Annotated in this window: 16 protein-coding genes and 1 tRNA gene; 1 reads left to right on the forward strand and 16 read right to left on the reverse strand. The window is 67.4% G+C overall.

Features of this window, described 5'->3' with window-relative positions:
- Positions 1 to 254: 254 nt before the first annotated feature.
- From tuf to ABIA32_RS07465, 6 genes are all read right to left on the reverse strand, one after another.
- Complete coding sequence (gene tuf, locus ABIA32_RS07440) at positions 255 to 1,448, reverse strand: elongation factor Tu (RefSeq protein ID WP_370093056.1); 1,194 nt, start codon at positions 1,446 to 1,448, stop codon at positions 255 to 257.
- A gap of 153 nt (positions 1,449 to 1,601) precedes the next feature.
- The gene (fusA, locus tag ABIA32_RS07445; RefSeq protein ID WP_370093057.1) at positions 1,602 to 3,707 is read right to left on the reverse strand and encodes an elongation factor G; all 2,106 of its coding nucleotides are present in this window, start codon (positions 3,705 to 3,707) and stop codon (positions 1,602 to 1,604) included.
- Positions 3,708 to 3,749: 42 nt separating this feature from the next.
- Complete coding sequence (rpsG, locus tag ABIA32_RS07450) at positions 3,750 to 4,220, reverse strand: 30S ribosomal protein S7 (protein ID WP_042451736.1); 471 nt, start codon at positions 4,218 to 4,220, stop codon at positions 3,750 to 3,752.
- A gap of 3 nt (positions 4,221 to 4,223) precedes the next feature.
- Entirely contained in the window at positions 4,224 to 4,595 is a 372-nt protein-coding gene (gene rpsL, locus ABIA32_RS07455) for a 30S ribosomal protein S12 (protein WP_014144289.1), read from the reverse strand.
- A 316-nt stretch (positions 4,596 to 4,911) separates the two neighbouring features.
- Positions 4,912 to 5,541 carry a DUF1707 and DUF4190 domain-containing protein gene (locus ABIA32_RS07460; RefSeq protein WP_370093165.1) on the reverse strand — a complete coding sequence of 210 codons (630 nt, stop codon included), beginning with the start codon at positions 5,539 to 5,541 and terminating at the stop codon, positions 4,912 to 4,914.
- 142 nt (positions 5,542 to 5,683) lie between these two features.
- Positions 5,684 to 6,967, reverse strand: coding sequence for a DUF2637 domain-containing protein (locus tag ABIA32_RS07465; RefSeq protein ID WP_370093058.1), 1,284 nt, complete (start codon positions 6,965 to 6,967; stop codon positions 5,684 to 5,686).
- Between the two features lie 248 nt (positions 6,968 to 7,215).
- Between ABIA32_RS07465 and ABIA32_RS07470 the strand changes: the two genes are divergently transcribed.
- Positions 7,216 to 8,577, forward strand: coding sequence for a DUF2786 domain-containing protein (locus ABIA32_RS07470; protein WP_370093059.1), 1,362 nt, complete (start codon positions 7,216 to 7,218; stop codon positions 8,575 to 8,577).
- Positions 8,578 to 8,772: 195 nt separating this feature from the next.
- Here the strand turns inward: ABIA32_RS07470 and ABIA32_RS07475 are convergent, their stop codons facing one another.
- The 10 genes from ABIA32_RS07475 to ABIA32_RS07520 form a co-directional block, all read right to left on the reverse strand.
- Positions 8,773 to 12,672 carry a DNA-directed RNA polymerase subunit beta' gene (locus tag ABIA32_RS07475; protein ID WP_370093060.1) on the reverse strand — a complete coding sequence of 1,300 codons (3,900 nt, stop codon included), beginning with the start codon at positions 12,670 to 12,672 and terminating at the stop codon, positions 8,773 to 8,775.
- A 109-nt stretch (positions 12,673 to 12,781) separates the two neighbouring features.
- The gene (rpoB, locus tag ABIA32_RS07480) at positions 12,782 to 16,255 is read right to left on the reverse strand and encodes a DNA-directed RNA polymerase subunit beta (RefSeq protein WP_370093061.1); all 3,474 of its coding nucleotides are present in this window, start codon (positions 16,253 to 16,255) and stop codon (positions 12,782 to 12,784) included.
- Between the two features lie 683 nt (positions 16,256 to 16,938).
- Positions 16,939 to 17,322, reverse strand: coding sequence for a 50S ribosomal protein L7/L12 (gene rplL / locus ABIA32_RS07485; protein ID WP_370093062.1), 384 nt, complete (start codon positions 17,320 to 17,322; stop codon positions 16,939 to 16,941).
- Positions 17,323 to 17,401: 79 nt separating this feature from the next.
- Positions 17,402 to 17,974, reverse strand: a complete 573-nt coding sequence (gene rplJ / locus ABIA32_RS07490; protein ID WP_370093063.1) for a 50S ribosomal protein L10 — start codon at positions 17,972 to 17,974, stop codon at positions 17,402 to 17,404.
- 371 nt (positions 17,975 to 18,345) lie between these two features.
- Positions 18,346 to 19,191: a hypothetical protein gene (locus tag ABIA32_RS07495; protein ID WP_370093064.1), complete on the reverse strand. Its 846-nt coding sequence runs from the start codon at positions 19,189 to 19,191 to the stop codon at positions 18,346 to 18,348.
- Positions 19,192 to 19,349: 158 nt separating this feature from the next.
- The gene (gene rplA / locus ABIA32_RS07500; protein ID WP_370093065.1) at positions 19,350 to 20,072 is read right to left on the reverse strand and encodes a 50S ribosomal protein L1; all 723 of its coding nucleotides are present in this window, start codon (positions 20,070 to 20,072) and stop codon (positions 19,350 to 19,352) included.
- Between the two features lie 95 nt (positions 20,073 to 20,167).
- Entirely contained in the window at positions 20,168 to 20,602 is a 435-nt protein-coding gene (gene rplK / locus ABIA32_RS07505; protein ID WP_042451720.1) for a 50S ribosomal protein L11, read from the reverse strand.
- Positions 20,603 to 20,922: 320 nt separating this feature from the next.
- Positions 20,923 to 21,780 (reverse strand): transcription termination/antitermination protein NusG, encoded by an 858-nt coding sequence (gene nusG / locus ABIA32_RS07510; RefSeq protein WP_370093066.1) that lies wholly within the window; start codon positions 21,778 to 21,780, stop codon positions 20,923 to 20,925.
- 368 nt (positions 21,781 to 22,148) lie between these two features.
- A complete protein-coding gene (secE, locus tag ABIA32_RS07515; protein WP_370093067.1) occupies positions 22,149 to 22,481 on the reverse strand; it encodes a preprotein translocase subunit SecE in 333 nt (110 codons plus the stop codon).
- 112 nt (positions 22,482 to 22,593) lie between these two features.
- Positions 22,594 to 22,666 (reverse strand) — tRNA-Trp (locus tag ABIA32_RS07520).
- Between the last annotated feature and the right edge of the window lie 13 nt (positions 22,667 to 22,679).

Here is a 22,679-nt window from a genome sequence, read left to right on the forward strand (position 1 = left end):
GGAAACGTTGCCCCCGTACGAGAAGTCGTTCGGGTAAATCCCCCTCCTGGGTGAACGATGCACCTGTTTACCAGTGATGCCTCGCACGCGTGAACGCAGGGTGGGTGATGTGTACGAATTTCGCCGACTCTGCGGGTACCGCTGTGGCGAGGATCACATCCGCCCATACAGAACGGACCCCGCTCCTCCGTCCGCAAGGACGGGAGGAACGGGGTCCGCGTGGTACTGAGTACCGGGTCCCGAAGGATCTGAAATTACTTCAGGATCTTGGTGACCTGGCCGGCGCCCACGGTACGACCACCCTCACGGATGGCGAACTTCAGGCCCTCCTCCATGGCGATCGGCTGGATCAGCGCGACCGTCATGGCGGTGTTGTCGCCCGGCATGACCATCTCGGTGCCCTCGGGGAGGGTCACGACGCCGGTCACGTCCGTGGTACGGAAGTAGAACTGCGGGCGGTAGTTGTTGAAGAACGGGGTGTGGCGGCCACCCTCGTCCTTCGACAGGATGTAGGCCTGGGCCTCGAAGTCGGTGTGCGGCGTGACCGAACCCGGCTTGATGATGACCTGGCCGCGCTCGACGTCCTCGCGCTTGATGCCACGGAGGAGCAGACCGACGTTCTCACCGGCCTGGCCCTCGTCGAGCAGCTTGCGGAACATCTCGATACCGGTGACCGTGGTGGTGGTCTTGGTCTCCTTGATGCCGATGATGTCGACAGTCTCGTTGACCTTGAGGACGCCACGCTCGATGCGGCCGGTGACGACGGTGCCACGACCGGTGATCGTGAAGACGTCCTCGATCGGCATCAGGAACGGCTTGTCGACGTCGCGGTCCGGGGTCGGGATGGCCTCGTCGACGGCGTGCATCAGGCCGAGGAGCTTCTCGCCCCACTCCTTGTCGCCCTCCAGCGCCTTCAGCGCGGAGACGCGGACGACCGGGAGGTCGTCACCCGGGAACTCGTACTCGGAGAGCAGCTCGCGGACCTCGAGCTCGACGAGCTCCAGGATCTCCTCGTCGTCCACCATGTCGGCCTTGTTCAGGGCGACAACGATGTAGGGGACGCCAACCTGGCGGGCCAGGAGGACGTGCTCCTTGGTCTGCGGCATCGGGCCGTCGGTGGCGGCCACGACCAGGATCGCGCCGTCCATCTGGGCGGCACCGGTGATCATGTTCTTGATGTAGTCCGCGTGACCCGGGCAGTCGACGTGGGCGTAGTGACGCGCCTCGGTCTGGTACTCGACGTGCGCGATGGAGATGGTGATACCGCGCTGACGCTCCTCCGGCGCCTTGTCGATCTGGTCGAACGGCGTGAAGGGGTTGATGTCCGGGTACGCGTCGTGCAGCACCTTGGTGATCGCGGCAGTCAGGGTCGTCTTGCCGTGGTCAATGTGACCAATGGTGCCGATGTTGACGTGCGGCTTGACTCGCTCGAACTTGGCCTTAGCCACTTGGGGTCCTCCTGAGGACAGTTTTCTGTACGCCGTTCGACGTCAGGTGGTCTGGGTAGGGGCCGGAGGGACCCGGGGTTCACCGTGTCGGGTGAACCCCAGGACCACCTCTTATCAGCCTAAGGGGTGTTCAGAACCGGATTGCTCCGGTCGTCACTCGCCCTTGGCCTTGGCCACGATCTCTTCCGCCACGTTCCGGGGAACCTCGGCGTACGAGTCGAACTGCATGGAGTAGCTGGCACGGCCCGACGTCTTGCTGCGCAGGTCGCCGACGTAGCCGAACATCTCCGACAGCGGGACGAGGGCCTTGACGACCCGGGCGCCGCTCCGCTCCTCCATGGCCTGGATCTGGCCACGGCGGGAGTTGATGTCGCCGATGACATCGCCCATGTAGTCCTCGGGCGTGGTGACCTCGACGGCCATCATCGGCTCGAGCAGCACGGGGGACGCCTTGCGAGCACCCTCCTTGAACGCCATCGAACCGGCGATCTTGAACGCCAGCTCCGAGGAGTCGACGTCGTGCGAAGCACCGTCGAGGAGGATGACCCGGACGCCCTGCAGCGGGTAACCCGCCAGGATGCCGAACTCCATGGCCTCCTGCGCACCGGCGTCGACCGAGGGGATGTACTCCTTCGGCACGCGGCCACCGGTGACCTTGTTGACGAACTCGTAGCCCTCGCCGGACTCGATCGGCTCGATCGCGATCTGGATCTTCGCGAACTGGCCGGAACCACCGGTCTGCTTCTTGTGCGTGTAGTCGATGCGCTCGACGGCCTTGCGGATCGTCTCGCGGTAGGCGACCTGCGGCTTGCCGACGTTCGCCTCGACCTTGAACTCACGCTTCATACGGTCGACCAGCACCTCGAGGTGCAGCTCGCCCATACCCGCGATGATGGTCTGGCCGGTCTCCTCGTCCGTGTTGACCTGGAAGGAGGGGTCCTCCTCCGCGAGACGCTGGATGGCGACACCCAGCTTCTCCTGGTCACCCTTGGACTTGGGCTCGATCGCGACGCGGATGACCGGGGCCGGGAAGTCCATGGACTCCAGGATGACCGGGTTCTTGTCGTCGCTCAGCGTCTCACCGGTGGTGGTCTGCTTCAGGCCCATGACGGCGACGATGTCGCCGGCGCCGACGGCGTCGATCTCCTCACGCTTGTTCGCGTGCATGCGGTAGATCTTGCCGATGCGCTCCTTGCGGCCCTTCACCGAGTTGAGGACGGCGGTGCCGGCCTCGAGACGCCCGGAGTAGACGCGCACGAAGGTGAGCTTGCCCAGGTGGGGGTCCGACATGATCTTGAACGCGAGCGCCGAGAGCGGCTCCTCGTCCGAGGCCTTGCGGAAGATCTCCACCGACTCGTCGCCCGGCTTGTGGCCCATGACGCCCTCGACGTCCACGGGGGACGGGAGGTACTTCACGACCGCGTCGAGCAGGGGCTGGACGCCCTTGTTCTTGAACGCGGTGCCACAGAAGACCGGGGTGAAGGCGGACGCGATGGTGCCGCGGCGGATGCCGGCGATGAGCTGCTCCTCGGTGGGCTCTTCGCCCTCGAGGAACATCTCCATCAGCTCGTCGTCGCCCTCGGCGGAGGTCTCGAGCAGCTTCGCCCGGTACTCCTCGGCCAGCTCGGCGTGCGAGGCCGGGATGTCGACGACGTCGTACATCTCGCCCTTGGTCGCCTCGGCGGACCAGACCAGAGCCTTCATCTTCACCAGGTCGACGACACCGGTGAAGTCGGCCTCGGCACCGATCGGCAGCTGCATGACCAGCGGCGTGGCACCCAGGCGGTCGACGATCGAGTCGACGCAGCGGAAGAACTCCGCGCCGACGCGGTCGAGCTTGTTGACGAAGCAGATGCGCGGGACGTTGTAGCGGTCAGCCTGACGCCACACCGTCTCGGACTGCGGCTCGACACCGGCGACACCGTCGAAGACCGTGACGGCGCCGTCGAGCACGCGGAGCGAACGCTCCACCTCGACGGTGAAGTCGACGTGACCCGGGGTGTCGATGATGTTGATGGTGTTGTCGACGCCGTCGACCGTCCAGTGGCAGGTCGTCGCGGCCGACGTGATCGTGATGCCGCGCTCCTGCTCCTGCTCCATCCAGTCCATCGTGGCAGCGCCGTCGTGGACCTCACCGATCTTGTACGAGACACCGGTGTAGAACAGGATGCGCTCGGTCGTGGTGGTCTTGCCCGCGTCGATGTGCGCCATGATCCCGATGTTGCGGACCCTGGCAAGGTCAAGGGAGGTTGCAGCCATGGTGGCTCGTCTCTCTCTTTCTTGGTTCTGACGGGGTTCGGACTACCAGCGGTAGTGCGCGAAGGCCTTGTTGGACTCGGCCATCTTGTGGGTGTCCTCGCGACGCTTCACGGAGGCGCCCAGACCGTTGCTGGCGTCCAGGATCTCGTTGAGCAGACGCTCGGTCATGGTCTTCTCGCGACGGGCGCGGGAGTAACCGACCAGCCAGCGCAGGGCCAGCGTGTTGGCGCGACCGGGCTTGACCTCGATCGGCACCTGGTAGGTCGCGCCACCGACGCGGCGGGACTTGACCTCGAGAGTCGGCTTGACGTTCTCCAGGGCGCGCTTGAGCGCGACCACCGGGTCGTTGCCGGTCTTCTCGCGGACGCCCTCGAGGGCGCCGTACACGATGCGCTCAGCGGTGGAGCGCTTGCCGTGCAGGAGGATCTTGTTGACGAGCTGGGTCACCACAGGGGAGCCGTAAACCGGGTCGATGATGACCGGGCGCTTCGGGGCAGGGCCCTTACGAGGCATTTTTTACTTCTCCTTCTTGGCGCCGTAGCGGCTGCGGGCCTGCTTGCGGTTCTTGACACCCTGGGTGTCAAGGGAGCCGCGGATGATCTTGTAACGCACACCCGGCAGGTCCTTCACACGACCGCCACGCACGAGCACGATGGAGTGCTCCTGCAGGTTGTGGCCCTCGCCCGGAATGTAGGCGGTGACCTCGATCCCGCTGGTGAGGCGCACACGGGCGACCTTACGCAGAGCCGAGTTCGGCTTCTTCGGGGTGGTCGTGTACACACGCGTGCAGACGCCGCGACGCTGGGGCGAACCCTTCAGTGCGGGCGTCTTGTTCTTCTCGACCTTGTCCTGCCGGCCCTTTCGGACCAGCTGCTGGATCGTAGGCACCGTTTCTCCGATTCTCTGTGCCAAGGCTGGTGAAACTAACCTGGTGCGTCTCACCGACTCCCGACCCACGCGGTCGGGTGTGTCGGACGCTCTGCACATGTCCCGGGCTGGCGAAGCTCGGATGTGTGGAAGCGCGGTATCCCATGGCGCCGCGGCCAGAATGCACGCACGCGCGAGAGACCCGGGGACACCCCAGGCACAAGGTCAGAGCGTACCTAGCAGGACGGCGCGGGTCAAAACAAATGGATGTGGACCCAAGGCGCGACTGTCAAGCCACTGGGCCGAACGGGTGATCGGACAAGATCGGATCACTGTCTCACGGCCCGGCGTGGCCGGCGATCACGACTCCGAAGAACAAGATGAGCACCCACATGGCCGTGCCCAGACTCCCGAGCACGATACCCGCTGTGGCCATCCCGTGGCCCTCTTCGTCGCGCTCGCGCAGCTGGCGCTTGGCGACGATGCCGCAGATCAGCGCCGGCAGGCCGGTCATACCCCCGGTGAAGATCTGGCCGAGGCCCAGCAGCAGCGAAGCGGTCGCCGCGCCGTTGGTCCGCCGCTTGACCGGCGGCCACGCGGGCGGGGCGTAGTAGTAGGGCTGCGGCGGATAGCCGTAGGGCGCCGGAGGCGGGGACACGGGCGGCGCGAAGAGCTGGGGCGCGGGGGCGTACGCCGGCGTGGGCATCGGGCCGCTCGGCAGGTCCTGCACGAGCGCGGCGAGCTGGCCGTAGGTCTGCGCGCTCTGCGCCGCGACGGCACGGTCCTGGTACTCCTCCAGGCCGAGCCTGCCTTCGGCGAAGGCGGCCTTCAGGACGTCGACGGTGCGCTCGCGGTCGGCCTGGGCCGCCCGCATGGCGGCCTGCGGCAGCGGCGCTCCCGGCGGCGGTGGCACGCCCGGTCCTGCCGCCCGCTGCCACGGGTCCATCGGCTGCATGGGCTGCATCATGGACACTGCGACCTCCCCGCTCGCTCGCGTGCTCCGTTCCATAGTGCAAGACGAACGACGGTCCCGCACGGTGCCCGGTTCCGCGGGCGTCGACTGTCGCGCAGTTGTGACAGTCATTCAGGTCAGGAGCGATCAGAAGCGGTCAGGAGCTGCTCTCGACGCGCTCCGCGTAGCGCTGGCGCAGTTCCAGCCAGTGCCGGTCCAGCAGTGCGGGCGCCACCTGCGTCCCGTAGTTGGCGGCCAGGTACTCGCTCAGCCGCTGCGGGTCGGGCTGGTGACCGAAGTTGTCGAGGTAGGAGCTGAGCGCCTCGAAGTAGAGGTCGAAGGCCTGCTGGTCCGGCTCGGTACGCGGTGCGAACCAGGCCTCCGGGCCGGGATCGGGCTGCGGGGGCTGCTGGTTGGGCAGCCAGCCGATGCCGCGGGTGGACAGATCGGCGGCGGTCTCCTGCTCGACCCCTTCGCCCTCCGTCTCCGGCACGGGGGCGATGTCCGGATCGCTCAGCGGACGGCGGTGCCGACTGCGGGCGAGGGTGTTCAGCACGTTGACGGCGACCTTGGTCGGGTCCGGCGCGGGGCCGACCAGCGGCGGCGGCACCGCGCCCGGCCCGGCGGCCGGCTGCTGCTGCTGCTGCGCGGGCTGCGGACCGGGCTGTGCGGTGGCCGGTGCGTGCGTCTGCGGCTGGGGGTGCGGCTCGTTGTGGGCGAGCGGGGCCTCCAGCGCGGGGGCGGCCAGGGCCGCAGGCTCCGCCATCTGCGGGCGGCGCACCAGGTCGAGGTCGAGCGGGACGCCGTAGCGGGCCAGCTTGAGCGGCAGCAGCATCTCCAGCGGGGCCCGGTAGCGCCAGGCGCGGCCGTACTGCGCGCGCAGGTGCGTCCGGTAGACCAGGCGGGTCTGCTCCAGCCTGATCACCTCGTCGTAGGAGCGCAGCTCCCACAGCTTCATCCGGCGCCAGAGCCGGAAGGTCGGCAACGGGGAGAGGATCCAGCGCAGCAGGCGGACCGACTCCATGTAGCGGTCCGCGGTGATGTCCGCGATCCGTCCCACCGCATGCCGGGCCGCCTCGACCACCACGATGAAGAGCAGCGGGATGATCGCGTGCATCCCCATCGCGAGCGGGTCGCCCCAGGACGACGCGGCGTTGAAGACGATCGTGCCCGCCGTGAGCAGCCAGGCCGACTGGCGCAGCAGCGGGAACGGGATGCGCAACCAGGTGAGCACCAGGTCCAGCGCCAGCAGCACCGCGATGCCGACGTCGACCCCGATCGGGAAGACGTAGGCGAACATCCCGAAGCCCTTGCGGGCGGCGAGGTCGCGTACGGCGGAGTAGGAACCGGCGAAGCCGATTCCGGCGATGATGAACGCACCGGTGGCCACCGCGCCAAGGAGAACGCGGTGGGCCTTGGTTATCACGGGGCGGTCGGCCATGGGGCGTGCTCGCTTCGTGGTGATCGTGCTGACCGTGGGACCCCGGGGGTTCGGGGCGGGGACAGCTTGCCACAAAGGTGTGTCGGACAAGTGATCAACTTGGGCGTGATCGGCAACGAGCGGTCCATGTGTGCGAATTGTGACCTGCAGCGCTCCTTTCGGGCACATTCGCGAGGGCTTCGCCGAGCGGCTGGGACACTTGACGGGACGGTCACTGCGACGGTCGCCACCGAGCGTGAGGCAGCACGATGAGCAAGAGCAACCAGCAGCGCCGTGCGCGGAAGAAGCACGAGCGCGCGGCCCACGAGCGCCGCGCCGCGCAGCACGCCGGGGCCTCCTCGGCCGCGCCGCCGCCGCAGGGGGCGCCGGTGGCCGCCCTGGTCTCCCTCGCCGTGCACGAGGCCGCGGCCGCGCATCAGGAGAGCGCAGAGGTGGTCATCGAGGACTGGGCCTCCCGGCTGGCCGCGCGCGAGACCGAGCGCGGCCAGGTCGACCGCGAGCTGCTGAACCGAGGCGAGGAGCTGCTCTCGACGCTGTGGGTGCGAGCGTTCTGGCGTCCGGCGGATCTGGTCCGGCTGACGCGCCGCCAGCTCAAGCCCTCCCATGTCGCCCTGGCCGTCGATCTGATCGCGGCCGAGGCCCGGCGCTACTCCCCCGCCTCCTTCGACCGCCGCTGGGCCGACCAGCTGCGCGAGATCGAGGCCGTCGTGCGCTGGGAGCGCGACGAGGCCTGGCTGGACGAGGCCGCCGTGCGGCTGCGGCTGGACCGCTTCTCGGTGCTGAACTGCCTGCTGGAGCTGCTGCGGGTCTGGTCCCACGCCTCGGTGCTGACCCAGGTCGGCCCGGTGCCCGGCCGCTCCGCCGCGCCCCGGACGGCCCTGACCGAGCCGGTGGCCGGCGAGCCCAAGCTGCTGGCGCGCATCCGCGCCCTGCTGGCCAAGGCCGAGTCGACGGAGTACGCCGAGGAGGCGGAGGCGTTCACCTCCAAGGCACAGGAGTTGATGACCCGTCACAGCATCGACGAGGCCCTGCTCGCGGCCCGCAGCGGCCGCGCGGACGCGCCGGGCGCCTGCCGGATCGGCATCGACAACCCCTACGAGAACGCCAAGGCGCTGCTGCTCGACGCGGTGGCGCAGGCGAACCGGGCCCGGTCGATCTGGGACAAGCAGAACGGCTTCTGCACGGTCGTGGGCTTCGAGAGCGACCTGGACGCGATCGAGCTGCTCTTCACCTCACTGCTGGTGCAGGCGGTCGCCGCGATGAACAGCAGCGAGGTGCAGCGCACCGGCCGCAGCCGCTCGTTCCGGCAGTCCTTCCTGGTGGCCTACGCCTCCCGGATCCGCGAACGACTCAACGCCGCGACGGCCAAGGCCACCGCCGAGGCCACCACCCCGGTCGCCGACGCCGAGGTCACCGCCGCCGCAGGCGAGCTCCTCCCGGTCCTGGCCGCCCGCGAGGAGGCCGTCGAGCAGCAGACGGCCACCCTCTTCCCCCGGATCACCACCGGCCGCGCGATCCGCGCCACCGACTGGGAGGGCTGGCAGCAGGGCCAGGCCGCCGCCGACCGCGCCCGCCTCCACGGCCACGAGCCGGCGCTGGAGCGGTTTTAAGGGGCGCGGGGAACTGCGCGAGAAACCATCCTGTGCGGATGGCTCTGCGCGTTGAGGACCATCCGCATGCCGGTGGCCTGTCGGGCAGTTCCCCGCGCCCTGGAGGTGCAACCTCGGATAGTGCAGAAAGCGCCGCAGGGCGGCTGCTCTCCCCCGGGAAGGGGATCGCAGCCGCCCTGCGGCGTTGGAGCGCTATCAGCCCGTGTAGGGGCCGTAGTCGTAGTCGTCCAGCGGGACGGCCTGGCCGGAGCCGGCGCCGAAGGGCGAGTAGTCCATGTCGTCGTAGCCGACGGCGGAGTACATCGCAGCCTTCGCCTCCTCCGTGGGCTCCACCCGGATGTTGCGGTAGCGGGGCAGACCCGTACCGGCCGGGATGAGCTTTCCGAGGATGACGTTCTCCTTGAGGCCCAGCAGCGGGTCGGACTTGGCGTGGATCGCCGCGTCCGTCAGGACCCTGGTCGTCTCCTGGAAGGAGGCGGCCGACAGCCAGGACTCGGTGGCCAGCGAGGCCTTGGTGATACCCATCAGCTGCGGACGGCCGGAGGCGGGGTGACCGCCCTCGGAGACCACACGACGGTTCTCGACCTCGAAGCGACCGCGCTCGACGAGCTCGCCCGGGAGCAGCTCGGCGTCGCCCGACTCGATGATCGTCACGCGGCGGAGCATCTGCCGGATGATGATCTCGATGTGCTTGTCGTGGATCGACACACCCTGGTTGTTGTAGACCTTCTGGACTTCTTCGACCAGGTGCACCTGCACGGCGCGCTGACCCATGATGCGCAGCACGTCGTGCGGGTTGATCGTGCCCGCGGTCATCTTCTCGCCGACGGCGACCGCGGAGCCCTCCTCGACCAGCAGCTTGACGCGCTTGGAGACGGGGTACGCGATCTCGTCAGTGCCGTCGTCCGGCGTGATGACGATCTTGCGGGTCTTCTCGGTGTCCTCGATGCGGACGCGACCGCCCGCCTCGCTGATCGGGGCCACACCACGCGGGTTTCGGGCCTCGAAGAGCTCGACGACACGGGGCAGACCCTGGGTGATGTCGTCACCGGCCACACCACCGGTGTGGAAGGTACGCATCGTCAGCTGGGTGCCGGGCTCACCGATGGACTGGGCGGCGATGATGCCGACCGCCTCACCGATGTCGACCAGCTTGCCGGTGGCCAGCGAACGGCCGTAGCACATGGCGCAGGTGCCGACGGCGGACTCACAGGTCAGGATCGAACGGATCTTGACCTCGGAGACGCCGACGCGGACCAGCTCGTCGATGAGCACGTCGCCCAGGTCGACCCCGGCGGGGGCGACGACAGAGCCGTCCACCACGATGTCCTCGGACAGCGTGCGGGCGTAGACGCTGGTCTCGACGTTGTCGACCTTGCGGAGGACGCCGTCGGCGCCCACCGTGGCGATCGGCAGCTTGAGACCGCGCTCCGTCTGGCAGTCCTCCTCGCGAATGATGACGTCCTGGGAGACGTCGACCAGACGACGGGTGAGGTAGCCGGAGTCGGCGGTACGCAGGGCGGTGTCGGCGAGACCCTTACGGGCACCGTGGGTGGAGATGAAGTACTCCAGCACGGACAGACCCTCACGGAACGACGCCTTGATGGGACGGGCGATCGTCTCGTTCTTGGCGTTCGACACCAGACCACGCATACCGGCGATCTGACGCATCTGCATCATGTTTCCACGAGCACCCGAGTCGACCATCATGAAGATGGGGTTCGTCTTCGGGAAGTTCGCGTTCATGGCCTCGGCAACCTCGTTGGTCGCCTTGGTCCAGATGGCGACGAGCTCCTGCTGACGCTCGTCACGGGTGATCAGACCGCGCTCGTACTGCTTCTGGACCTTCTCGGCCTGGGCCTCGTAGCCCTCCAGGATCTGCGGCTTCGACGGCGGAACGACGACGTCCGAGATCGAGACGGTGACACCCGAGCGCGTGGCCCAGTGGAAACCGGCAGCCTTGAGGTTGTCCAGGGTCGCCGCGACGACGACCTTGGGGTAGCGCTCGGCCAGGTCGTTGACGATCGCCGAGAGCTGCTTCTTGCCGACCTCGTAGTCGACGAACGGGTAGTCCTCGGGCAGCAGCTCGTTGAAGAGCGCGCGGCCCAGGGTCGTCCGCAGACGCAGCGGCTCGCCGTCCGTCCAGGTCGGCTTGCCGTCCTCGTCGACCGGCGGGGTCCAGCCACGGGGCGGGACGGTGCCGACCGGCAGGCGCAGGTCGATCGGGGCCTGGAGGTCGAGCTCCTTGGAGTCGAAGGCCATGACGGCCTCCGCGGTCGCGCCGAAGGCACGGCCGACGCCACGGAGCGTGTCCAGCTCGCGGTCCGAGGTCAGGAAGAACAGACCCAGCACCATGTCCTGGGTCGGCATCGTGACCGGGCGACCGTCGGCCGGCTTGAGGATGTTGTTCGAGGACAGCATCAGGATGCGGGCCTCGGCCTGCGCCTCCGCGGAGAGCGGCAGGTGGACGGCCATCTGGTCACCGTCGAAGTCCGCGTTGAACGCGGTGCAGACGAGCGGGTGGATCTGGATGGCCTTGCCCTCGACCAGCTGCGGCTCGAAGGCCTGGATGCCGAGGCGGTGCAGCGTGGGCGCACGGTTCAGCAGAACCGGGTGCTCAGCGATGACCTCTTCGAGGACGTCCCACACGACCGGGCGGGCACGCTCGACCATGCGCTTGGCCGACTTGATGTTCTGCGCGTGGTTCAGGTCGACCAGGCGCTTCATCACGAACGGCTTGAAGAGCTCCAGCGCCATGGCCTTCGGCAGACCACACTGGTGCAGCTTCAGCTGCGGGCCGACGACGATGACCGAACGGGCCGAGTAGTCGACGCGCTTGCCGAGCAGGTTCTGACGGAAACGACCCTGCTTGCCCTTGAGCATGTCGCTCAGGGACTTCAGCGGACGGTTACCCGGACCGGTGACCGGACGGCCACGACGGCCGTTGTCGAAGAGCGAGTCCACGGCCTCCTGGAGCATGCGCTTCTCGTTGTTCACGATGATCTCGGGCGCGCCGAGGTCGAGAAGCCGCTTCAGGCGGTTGTTGCGGTTGATGACGCGGCGGTACAGGTCGTTCAGGTCGGAGGTCGCGAAGCGGCCACCGTCCAGCTGCACCATCGGACGCAGGTCCGGCGGGATGACCGGGACGCAGTCCAGGACCATGCCGGCCGGCTTGTTGTTCGTCTGCAGGAAGGCGGAGACCACCTTGAGACGCTTCAGGGCGCGGGTCTTCTTCTGGCCCTTGCCCGTCTTGATGATCTCGCGGAGGCGCTCGGCCTCCTCCTCCAGGTCGAAGGACTCCAGGCGCTTCTGCAGCGCGGCAGCGCCCATCGAGCCCATGAAGTAGGTGCCGAAGCGGTCGCGCAGCTCGCGGTAGAGCAGCTCGTCACCCTCGAGGTCCTGGACCTTGAGGGACTTGAAGCGCGCCCACACCTCGTCGAGGCGGTCCAGCTCACGCTGGTTGCGGTCGCGCAGCTGCTTCATCTCGCGCTCGGCGCCCTCGCGCACCTTGCGGCGCACGTCGGCCTTGGCACCCTCGGCCTCGAGCTCGGCCAGGTCGGCCTCGAGCTTCTTGGCGCGGGCCTCCAGGTCGGAGTCACGGCGCTGCTCGATCTGCTGACGCTCCACGGAGACGTGCGCCTCCAGGGACGGCAGGTCGCGCGTGCGGCGCTCCTCGTCCACCCACGTGATCATGTAGGCGGCGAAGTAGATGACCTTCTCGAGGTCCTTGGGGGCAAGGTCCAGGAGGTAGCCGAGGCGTGACGGCACGCCCTTGAAGTACCAGATGTGCGTGACGGGCGCGGCCAGCTCGATGTGGCCCATCCGCTCACGACGCACCTTGGCGCGAGTGACCTCGACGCCGCAGCGCTCGCAGATGATGCCCTTGAAACGGACACGCTTGTACTTACCGCAGTAGCACTCCCAGTCCCGGGTCGGACCGAAGATCTTCTCGCAGAAGAGTCCGTCCTTTTCGGGCTTGAGGGTGCGGTAGTTGATGGTCTCGGGCTTCTTGACCTCGCCGTGGGACCACTGACGGATGTCGTCAGCGGTCGCCAGGCCGATTCGCAGCTCATCGAAGAAGTTGACGTCGAGCACGGGTCGTCAATCCCACCTTCGGGGTCGAAGTCTTACTGGTGGTCTGAGTAGGGGGTCCGGGGGCGGCGGGCCGGCCCGGCTCGGAAGACCCGAGCCGGCCCAACCCCTGTCAGACCTCTTCGACGCTGCTCGGCTCGCGCCGGGACAGGTCGATACCGAGCTCCTCCGCGGCGCGGAACACGTCCTCGTCGGAGTCACGCATCTCGATGGACATACCGTCGGACGACAGCACCTCCACGTTCAGGCAGAGCGACTGCATCTCCTTGATGAGGACCTTGAAGGACTCGGGGATGCCGGGCTCGGGGATGTTCTCGCCCTTGACGATGGCCTCGTAGACCTTCACACGGCCGAGAACGTCGTCGGACTTGATGGTGAGCAGCTCCTGCAGGGCGTAGGCAGCGCCGTACGCCTCGAGGGCCCACACCTCCATCTCACCGAAGCGCTGACCACCGAACTGCGCCTTACCGCCCAGCGGCTGCTGGGTGATCATCGAGTACGGGCCGGTCGAACGAGCGTGGAGCTTGTCGTCGACCAGGTGGTGCAGCTTGAGGATGTACATGTAGCCGACCGAGATCGGCATCGGGAACGGCTCACCGGAGCGGCCGTCGAACATCCGCGCCTTGCCGGAGGAGCCGACCAGACGGTCGCCGTCCCGGGTGAGCGTGGTGTGGTCGAGCAGACCGGTGATCTCGTCCTCGCGGGCGCCGTCGAAGACCGGGGTGGCCACGTTGGTGCCCGGGTCGGCCTTGTCGGCGCCGATCTTCTGCAGACGGCGGGCCCACTCCTCGCCGATGCCCGAGACGTCCCAGCCGGTCTTGGCGAGCCAGCCGAGGTGGGTCTCCAGCACCTGTCCCGGGTTCATTCGGGACGGGACGCCGAGGGGGTTGAGCACGATGTCGACCGGGGTGCCGTCCTCGAGGAACGGCATGTCCTCGACCGGAAGGATCTTGGAGATGACACCCTTGTTGCCGTGGCGGCCGGCGAGCTTGTCACCGTTGGTGATCTTGCGCTTCTGTGCCACATAGACGCGGACCAGCTGGTTCACGCCCGGGGGCAGCTCGTCGCCCTCTTCACGGTCGAAGACGCGGACGCCGATGACCTTGCCGGACTCACCGTGGGGAACCTTCAGCGAGGTGTCACGGACCTCACGGGCCTTCTCGCCGAAGATCGCGCGCAGCAGGCGCTCCTCCGGGGTCAGCTCGGTCTCACCCTTGGGCGTGACCTTGCCGACCAGGATGTCACCGGTGGTGACATCGGCGCCGATGCGGATGATGCCGCGCTCGTCGAGGTCCGCCAGGACCTCCTCGGAGACGTTCGGGATGTCCCGGGTGATCTCCTCGGGGCCGAGCTTGGTGTCACGGGCGTCGACCTCGTGCTCCTCGATGTGGATCGAGGAGAGGACGTCGTCCTGCACGAGGCGCTGCGACAGGATGATCGCGTCCTCGTAGTTGTGACCCTCCCACGGCATGAACGCCACGAGCAGGTTCTTGCCGAGGGCCATCTCGCCCTCGTCGGTGCACGGGCCGTCGGCCAGCACCTGGCCGACCTCGATGCGCGCGCCCTCGTCCACGATGACCTTCTGGTTGAAGGCCGTGCCCTGGTTGGAGCGGGTGAACTTGGCCACGCGATACGTGGTGTAGGTGCCGTCGTCGTTGGCGACCGTGATGTAGTCCGCGGAGACCTCCTGGACCACACCGGACTTCTCGGCCGAGATGACATCGGCGGCGTCGACCGCGGCGCGGTACTCCATGCCGGTGCCGACCAGCGGCGACTCGCTCTTCAGCAGCGGGACGGCCTGGCGCATCATGTTCGAGCCCATGAGCGCGCGGTTGGCGTCGTCGTGCTCGAGGAACGGGATCATGGCGGTCGCGACCGACACCATCTGGCGCGGCGAGACGTCCATGTAGTCGATCTCGACACCGGGGATGTAGTCGATCTCGCCGCCACGACGGCGGACCAGGACGCGGGCCTCAGCGAAGTGGTTGTCGTCCGTCAGCGGGGCGTTGGCCTGGGCGATGACGAAGCGATCCTCCTCGTCCGCGGTCAGGTAGTCGAGGTCGTCGGTGACGATGCCCTCGACGACCTTGCGGTACGGGGTCTCCACGAAGCCGAAGGCGTTGACCCGGCCGTAGGAGGCGAGCGAACCGATCAGACCGATGTTCGGGCCTTCCGGGGTCTCGATCGGGCACATACGTCCGTAGTGGGACGGGTGCACGTCGCGGACCTCGAAGCCGGCGCGCTCACGGGACAGACCACCGGGGCCCAGCGCGGAGAGACGACGCTTGTGGGTCAGCCCCGACAGCGGGTTCGTCTGGTCCATGAACTGGGACAGCTGGCTGGTGCCGAAGAACTCCTTGATGGAGGCGACGACCGGCCGGATGTTGATCAGGGTCTGCGGCGTGATCGCCTCGACGTCCTGGGTGGTCATGCGCTCGCGCACGACACGCTCCATACGGGCGAGACCCGTACGGACCTGGTTCTGGATCAGCTCGCCGACGTTGCGGAGACGACGGTTGCCGAAGTGGTCGATGTCGTCGTCCTCGATGACGATCGTCGTACCGTTCGGCGCGACCTGCTCGGTCTCACCCGCGTGGAGCTGCACCAGGTAGCGGATCGTCGCGATGATGTCGTCGACGGTCAGCACACCGGAGTCGAGCCCCTGGGCGACACCCAGCTTCTTGTTGATCTTGTACCGGCCGACCTTGGCCAGGTCGTAACGCTTCGGGTTGAAGTAGAGGTTCTCCAGAAGCGTCTGCGCGGCCTCGCGGGTGGGCGGCTCGCCCGGACGCAGCTTGCGGTAGATGTCGAGCAGCGCGTCGTCCTGGCCCTGGGTGTGGTCCTTCTCCAGGGTGGCGCGCATCGACTCGTACTGGCCGAACTCCTCCAGAATCTGCTCGGAGGTCCAGCCGAGGGCCTTGAGCAGGACGGTGACCGACTGCTTGCGCTTGCGGTCGATGCGGACACCGACCATGTCGCGCTTGTCGATCTCCATCTCCAGCCAGGCACCCCGGGAGGGGATCACCTTGGAGGTGTAGATGTCCTTGTCAGAGGTCTTGTCCAGGGTGGTGTCGAAGTAGACGCCAGGAGAACGGACCAGCTGGGACACGACGACACGCTCGGTGCCGTTGATGACGAAGGTGCCCTTGTTGGTCATCAGGGGGAAGTCACCCATGAAGACCGTCTGGGACTTGATCTCACCAGTTTCGTTGTTGGTGAACTCGGCCGTGACGAAGAGCGGGGCCGCGAACGTGAAGTCGCGGTCCTTGCACTCCTCGATCGAGTTCTTCGGGGGCTCGAACCGGTGGTCGCGGAAGGTCAGCGACATGGATCCGGAGAAGTCCTCGATCGGGGAGATCTCCTCGAAGATCTCCTCCAGACCGGACTTCGTCGGGACGTCGTGACCGTCTGCGAGGGCGGCGTCGACCCGCGCCTTCCAGGCGGCGTTACCGAGGAGCCAGTCAAAGCTCTCGGTCTGGAGCGCCAGGAGGTTCGGGACCTCCAGAGGCTCGCGGATCTTCGCGAAGGAAACACGGAGCGGGGCGGTGGATGCGGAGGTGTTCGAGGCGTTGCGCGAGGCGGCCAAGAGGGGGTCCTTCCGAGGGCTCGGACTCACTACGCGCGTACCGGGCCCACCCGTCTCACGGGTAGCATCCGCGCTCTCGCACTGGCCGCCTGCCAGGAAGTTTCTCCTGGTCAGAGCCGGTGCGCGGGCGGGGTGCCACCCCTGGTCGGGGTAGTGCGAACTCCGGGCGACGAGTCACGGAGCAGCTAAAAGGCAGCGCAAAGGGACAGTGTAGCCAGAAGGCACACTGCTGTCCAGTCCGGATTCGGAGACCGAATCGTCGAACTCCCTACCTCGCGGGCGGGCTCCTCTCGGAGCCGCCTCATTCCGTCCACAGAGGGCGGTCACTGCGTCACGTGGTGAATGCTTCCCACCACGAGGCAAATCCATGCCTTCTCGCTGTCGGCTTGCTGCCGACCTGCTGCCTGCTCGCTCAAGACCTCGCGTCCTGAGAATTGCGCGCCGCGTGCCGTTCGTCAAGGGCGTGGCCGCCGCCGGATCGGTTACGGACCGGCATCGCTGCTGCTCGGGACCGACGCTCCAGCAACGACGATCACCATACTCGCCTGCGCCGACAGTCGGCATCCCGTCTAGTCCAGATGGCCTGAAACGGACTATTCCGGACATACAAAAAACCGGGGCGATCACTCCTGAGAGTGATCGCCCCGGCTCAGTAGAGCGCTCGGGCGGAGGCCCGAAAGGTCTTACTTGACCTCGACAGCCGCACCGGCGGCCTTGAGGGACTCGGCAGCCTTCTCGGCAGCCTCCTTCGCGACCTTCTCCAGAACCGGCTTCGGCGCACCGTCGACCAGATCCTTGGCCTCCTTGAGGCCCAGGGAGGTCAGCTCACGCACGACCTTGATGACCTGGATCTTCTTGTCGCCGGCACCGGTGAGGATGACGTCGAACTCGTCCTGCTCCTCAGCGGCCTCGGCAACGGCGCCGGGGGCACCCGGGGCGGCAACGGCGACCGCGGCGGCGGCGGTGACGTCGAACTTGTCCTCGAAGGCCTTCACGAACTCGGAGAGCTCGATGAGGGTCATCTCCTCGAACTGCGCGAGCAGGTCGTCCTGGCTGAGCTTCGCCATGATGGCGTCCTTCCACTAAGTCGGCTGGTGCCGGATGTATTGACTACGGCGGGCGTGCACGGCCCGCTGCGAGAACGGATTACTCCGCGGCGGGAGCCTCGTCCTCGACGGCGGGGGCCGGCGTACCGGCACCGCCCTGCTCCTCGACCTTGGCACGAAGCGCCTCGACCGTACGGACCAGCTTGGACGGGAGAGCCTGGAAGAGCGAGGCAGCCTGAGACTGCTTGCCCTTCATGGCGCCCGCCAGCTTGGAGAGCAGCACCTCGCGGGACTCGAGGTCCGCGAGCTTCTTGATCTCGTCACCGGTCAGCGGCTTGCCGTCAAGCACACCGCCCTTGATGACGAGAGCGGGGTTGTCCTTGGCGAAGTCACGCAGAGCCTTGGCCGACTCCACCGGGTCACCGGCGACGAAGGCGACAGCCGTCGGACCCGCGAACAGGTCGTCCAGCGTCGTGATCCCGGCCTCATTGGCCGCAATCTTGGTCAGCGTGTTCTTCACCACGGCGTACTCGGCGTTCGCGCCGAGCGAGCGACGCAGCGTCTTCAGCTGCGCCACGGTCAGACCGCGGTACTCGGTCAGCACGGCCGCGTTCGAGCCGCGGAACTTGTCCGTGATCTCGGCAACGGCGGCAGCCTTGTCGGGCCTTGCCATAGGCTTACGCCTCCTTCCGTGATGTCGATGCGGGGCCGACCAATGAGTCGACCTGCTACGCCTATCGCGCTGGAAGGAAAGCTTTTGAAACTACGACGAGCCCCGGCGCAGGCGCACGGGGCTCGGACCTCCGCTCGACGCCGTGTGAGACACGGTGGAACGGGGGGACAGATGTCCTCGAAACAACCTGCGCGGGCTGTCCGCAGCTTTCGCTGTGCGGATCCTTCGGCCCTGCGAACCCTTGCGGGCGCACGGGGACAACCAGCGGTCAGTGGCTTGTCTCGAAGATTACGTGACCGACCGCCCGCCGGGCAAATCGCCCGGCGGGCGGTGCGGGATCGGGCTGCAATCAGGCCCGGATCAGGCCTTGATCAGGCCTTGGCGCCCTTCATCAGGGTGGCGAAGTCGACCGTGTCGGAAGCCGGCGGCGGGGTGATCGTGACCGGCGTGGCGGAGTAGTTGCTGTAGTCCACCGTCGCGTCGATCGAGACCGAGGCCGTGGACGGGGTGGACTGGTGGATCCGCACCGGCCGGTTCTGACCGTCGACCCACAGGTCCAGGCTCATCGAGGTGACGCCGAGCTGGGTGTCCTGCTGGACCACGGACTTCAGGTTCTCGTCCCCGTTGGCGGCGAGCTTGCTGATGTCGACCGTGCCGGAGTAGTGCGTGGCCTGCACGCCGTCCACCGTCTCCTGGCCGACCCGGTGGATGTCGGGCGACTGGGTGAACAGCTTGATCTGGGTGGCCGGGTCGTTGCCCGAGCTCTTGTTCATCTGCGTGGCCATGGCCTTGCCGGCCGCGCCCAGGGCGGTGAAGTCCATCTTCATCCAGTGCTTGCCGCCCATCTGGGCGGCTCCGGACGCACCGACGTTCATGTACATCGTGGTGCCGGACATCATCATGTGGACGGAGTCGGTGCCGAGCTGGCTGAACTGCGTGCTCTTCATCGTCATGTCCATCGCGAGGGGCTTCCAGGACAGGGCCCCGTCGCCCGTGATGTCCATGGCCTTGCCCTTGGCGCTGATCTTCTCCGTCAGCGCGACGTGCGCGGACGTGTAGTTCTGGGTTGCCTTCGTGGTCAGCGACATCGCGTCGGCGACGCTGACCAGCGGGACGGCGGCGCCCTCCGCGGCCTGCTTGGCGGCGGAACAGGCGGAGACGGCGCCCAGGGCGAGCGCGACGGTGGTCGCGGCGACGAGCGTGCGGGTATGACGCATGTGGGTTCCCCCTAGGAAGACTCTGTGCGGCAAACGACGCTACACCGGTGCCCGGACAAAGAAACGGGCCGGTACCCGCTCCCGAAGGAACTGGTACCGGCCTGTTTCAAAGAGACTGCTGAACCGGTGCGAACCTGGCTCGTCGGACGGCAAGACCGTCAGACGTTGGCCGGGTCCTCCTCCGTGAGGAGGTTGCGGGTGCGGTTCGGGTCGACCATGATGCCGGGGCCCATCGTGGTGCTGATGGCGACCTTCTTGATGTAACGGCCCTTGGCGGCGGACGGCTTGGCCCGGAGGACCTCCTCCAGCGCCGCGGCGTAGTTCTCCACCAGCTTCTCGGTGTCGAACGACGTCTTGCCGATGATCAGGTGCAGGTTCGAGTGCTTGTCGACGCGGAACTCGATCTTGCCGCCCTTGATCTCGGTCACGGCCTTGGCCACGTCCGGGGTCACGGTGCCGGTCTTCGGGTTCGGCATCAGGCCACGGGGGCCGAGCACGCGGCCGAGGCGGCCGACCTTGCCCATGAGGTCCGGGGTGGCGACGACGGCGTCGAAGTCCAGACGACCCTTGGCGACCTCGTCGATCAGCTCGTCGGCGCCGACGATGTCGGCGCCCGCAGCCTCCGCGGCCGCGGCACGGTCACCGGTCGCGAAGACCAGGACCCGGGCGGTCTTGCCGGTGCCGTGCGGGAGGTTCACGGTGCTGCGGACCATCTGGTCGGCCTTGCGCGGGTCGACACCCAGACGCATGGCGACCTCGACGGTCGAGTCGAACTTGGTGGTGGAGGTCTCCTTGGCGAGGCGGATGGCCTCGAGGGGGGCGTACAGACGCTCGCGGTCGACCTTGGCGGCCGCGGCAGTCAGAGCCTTGCTGCGCTTCACTGCTGCTCCTACATGTGATTCTGGCGTGGAGTCGTGGTGCTACGGGCCGCGCAGGCCCTACCACGGGAAAAGCTCTGTCGAGCCTGAGCCGGAGCTCAGCCCTCGACGGTGATGCCCATCGAACGAGCGGTACCGGCGATGATGCGCTCGGCCATCTCGATGTCGTTCGCGTTGAGGTCGGGCATCTTGGTGGTGGCGATCTCGCGGACCTGGGCAGCCGTGATCTTGGCAACCTTGGTCTTGTGCGGCTCGCCGGAGCCCTTCTCCACGCCCGCGGCCTTCAGGATGAGGCGAGCGGCCGGCGGAGTCTTGGTGATGAAGGTGAAGGAACGGTCTTCGTAGACCGTGATCTCCACCGGGATCACCATGCCACGCTGCGACTCGGTGGCCGCGTTGTAGGCCTTGCAGAACTCCATGATGTTGACGCCGTGCTGACCCAGCGCGGGGCCGACGGGCGGCGCGGGGTTGGCCGCACCAGCGTTGATCTGGAGCTTGATAAGCCCCGTGACCTTCTTCTTCTTGGGAGGCATGCTCTCTCCGGGTCCTTACGAGAGGTGTTCCCGACCGGCACGCGTGAGCGCGACGGCGGGGCCTTGGATGTCCGTGTGTCGTTCGCGGCGGCTCAGAGAGCCAGCAACCCGCAGTGAACACACATCGAACCAGAATAGCCCGAGACCCCCGCCAGCCCGAAATCCGCGCCGCGCCCTCCCCCGGGTGGGGCGCTGAGCCGGTAATGCTCCGGGTCATCGGGCGCGGGGCCGAGCTCGTGCAGCTCAATGGCCAAGGAAACGCGAAAGCCCCGCACTCATCGTGAGTGCGGGGCCTCGCGGCTGTCAGACGATCGGACGGATCAGTCGTTCTTGGCGATCTGGTCGAAGGAGAGCTCGACCGGGGTCTCGCGGCCGAAGATCTCGACGAGACCCTTGACCTTCTTGGAGTCCGGGTTGATCTCGTTGATCGTCGCCTGCAGCGTGGCGAACGGGCCGTCGGTGACCGTGACCGAGTCGCCGACCGCGAAGTCCAGAACCTGGACCTCGGACGGGCGGACCGTGCTCGGCCTGCCGGCCTCCTTGGCCGCGGCGCGCTCGACGTCGGGCGCGAGCATCTTGACGACCTCGTCCAGCGTCAGCGGGTACGGGTCGTAGGCGTTGCCGACGAAGCCGGTGACGCCGGGGGTGTTGCGGACGACGCCCCAGGACTCGTTCGTCAGGTCCATGCGCACCAGCACGTAGCCGGGGAGCTTGTTCTGGCGGATGGTCTTGCGGTCGCCGTTCTTGATCTGGACGACCTCTTCCTGCGGCACCTCGGCCTGGTAGATGTAGTCCTCGACGTTGAGCGAGACGGCGCGCTGCTCCAGGTTCGCCTTCACGCGGTTCTCGTAACCGGCGTAGGTGTGGATGACATACCACTCGCCCGGCGCGACCCGCAGCTCCTCACGGAAGGCGGCCACGGGGTCGATCTCCACGCCGTCGTCCTCGGTGACCGCGGACTCGGCCTCCTCGAAGGCCTCGACGGCAGAGGACTCGTCGGCGGAGACCACGTTCATGGCCTCCTCCTCCGCGGAGCGACCGGCCGCTTCCTCGGCAGCCTCGACCTCGTCGACGTCGGAATCGGCGTTGTCGACGATCTCCTCGACGGAGTCGTCGCCCCACGCCTGCTCTTCGGCCTCCAGGGCCTCAGGGGCGTCGTACGAGTGGGACTCAGACACGTTGGCTGCTTCTTCCTGCTTGTTAACGGTCGGTGGACTCAACGATACCGACACAACCTTGACTTCCGCTCCCGGGCTCTGAAGGCCAGGGATTCCTCCTATGATCGGCCCGCCGTCCCGGTGGCTTCCTGCTTCTACGCGCGCTGCCGGGGCGACCGGTCCCACCTGCGCTCGACAGGCTGCGACCGCCGGTCCGGCGGCCTCGGCGACGGTGCCCGCCGCGCTCACCACAGGGTCGGAAGAGACCCGCGCGCGCCCGGCCGGTCCGACAGTCGGTCCGACGGCCGGACTACCGGTCGCTCCAATGGCGGAGCGCCCGGACACGACGTGTCCGGGCGCTCGGCGCTGCAGTTTGGACGGAGCGGGCCTCAGCCGAAGACGATCGAGGCGAGCTTCACGAAGCCGGTGTCGAGGCCGTAGACGAGAGCCATGATCACGAGCACGAAGACGATGACCACCGTGGTGTACGAGGTCAGGTCGCTGCGGGAGGGCCAGACGACCTTGCGCAGCTCGGTGATGATCTGGCGGTAGAAGAGCGCGGTGCGGGCGAAGACGTTCGGGCCCTTGTCGCGCTTGGCGCGGCCGCCCTTGCCCTCCGGGTCGCCGGCCTTGCGGGCGCGCTTCCGGTCGCGACGGGACAGATCGTCTCCGTCACCGGAGCCGCTCTCAGGTGTGGCGGTGGAGCCTACGGTCTCCGTCACGTGTCCCTCACCTGATAATCCGGGTACCAGTAGGGGCACTCGCGAATGTGCGAGGCCCCTGATTGCTCTGCTGACGCTACCGCCTGTGCCGAGATTTCGACAGGGCGGACAGCAGGGCCGGAGGGACTTGAACCCCCAACAACCGGTTTTGGAGACCGGTGCTCTACCAATTGAGCTACGACCCTTTGAGTCCGTGGG

The sequence above is a fragment of the Streptacidiphilus sp. MAP12-20 genome (assembly GCF_041262525.1).
GTDB lineage: Bacteria > Actinomycetota > Actinomycetes > Streptomycetales > Streptomycetaceae > Streptacidiphilus.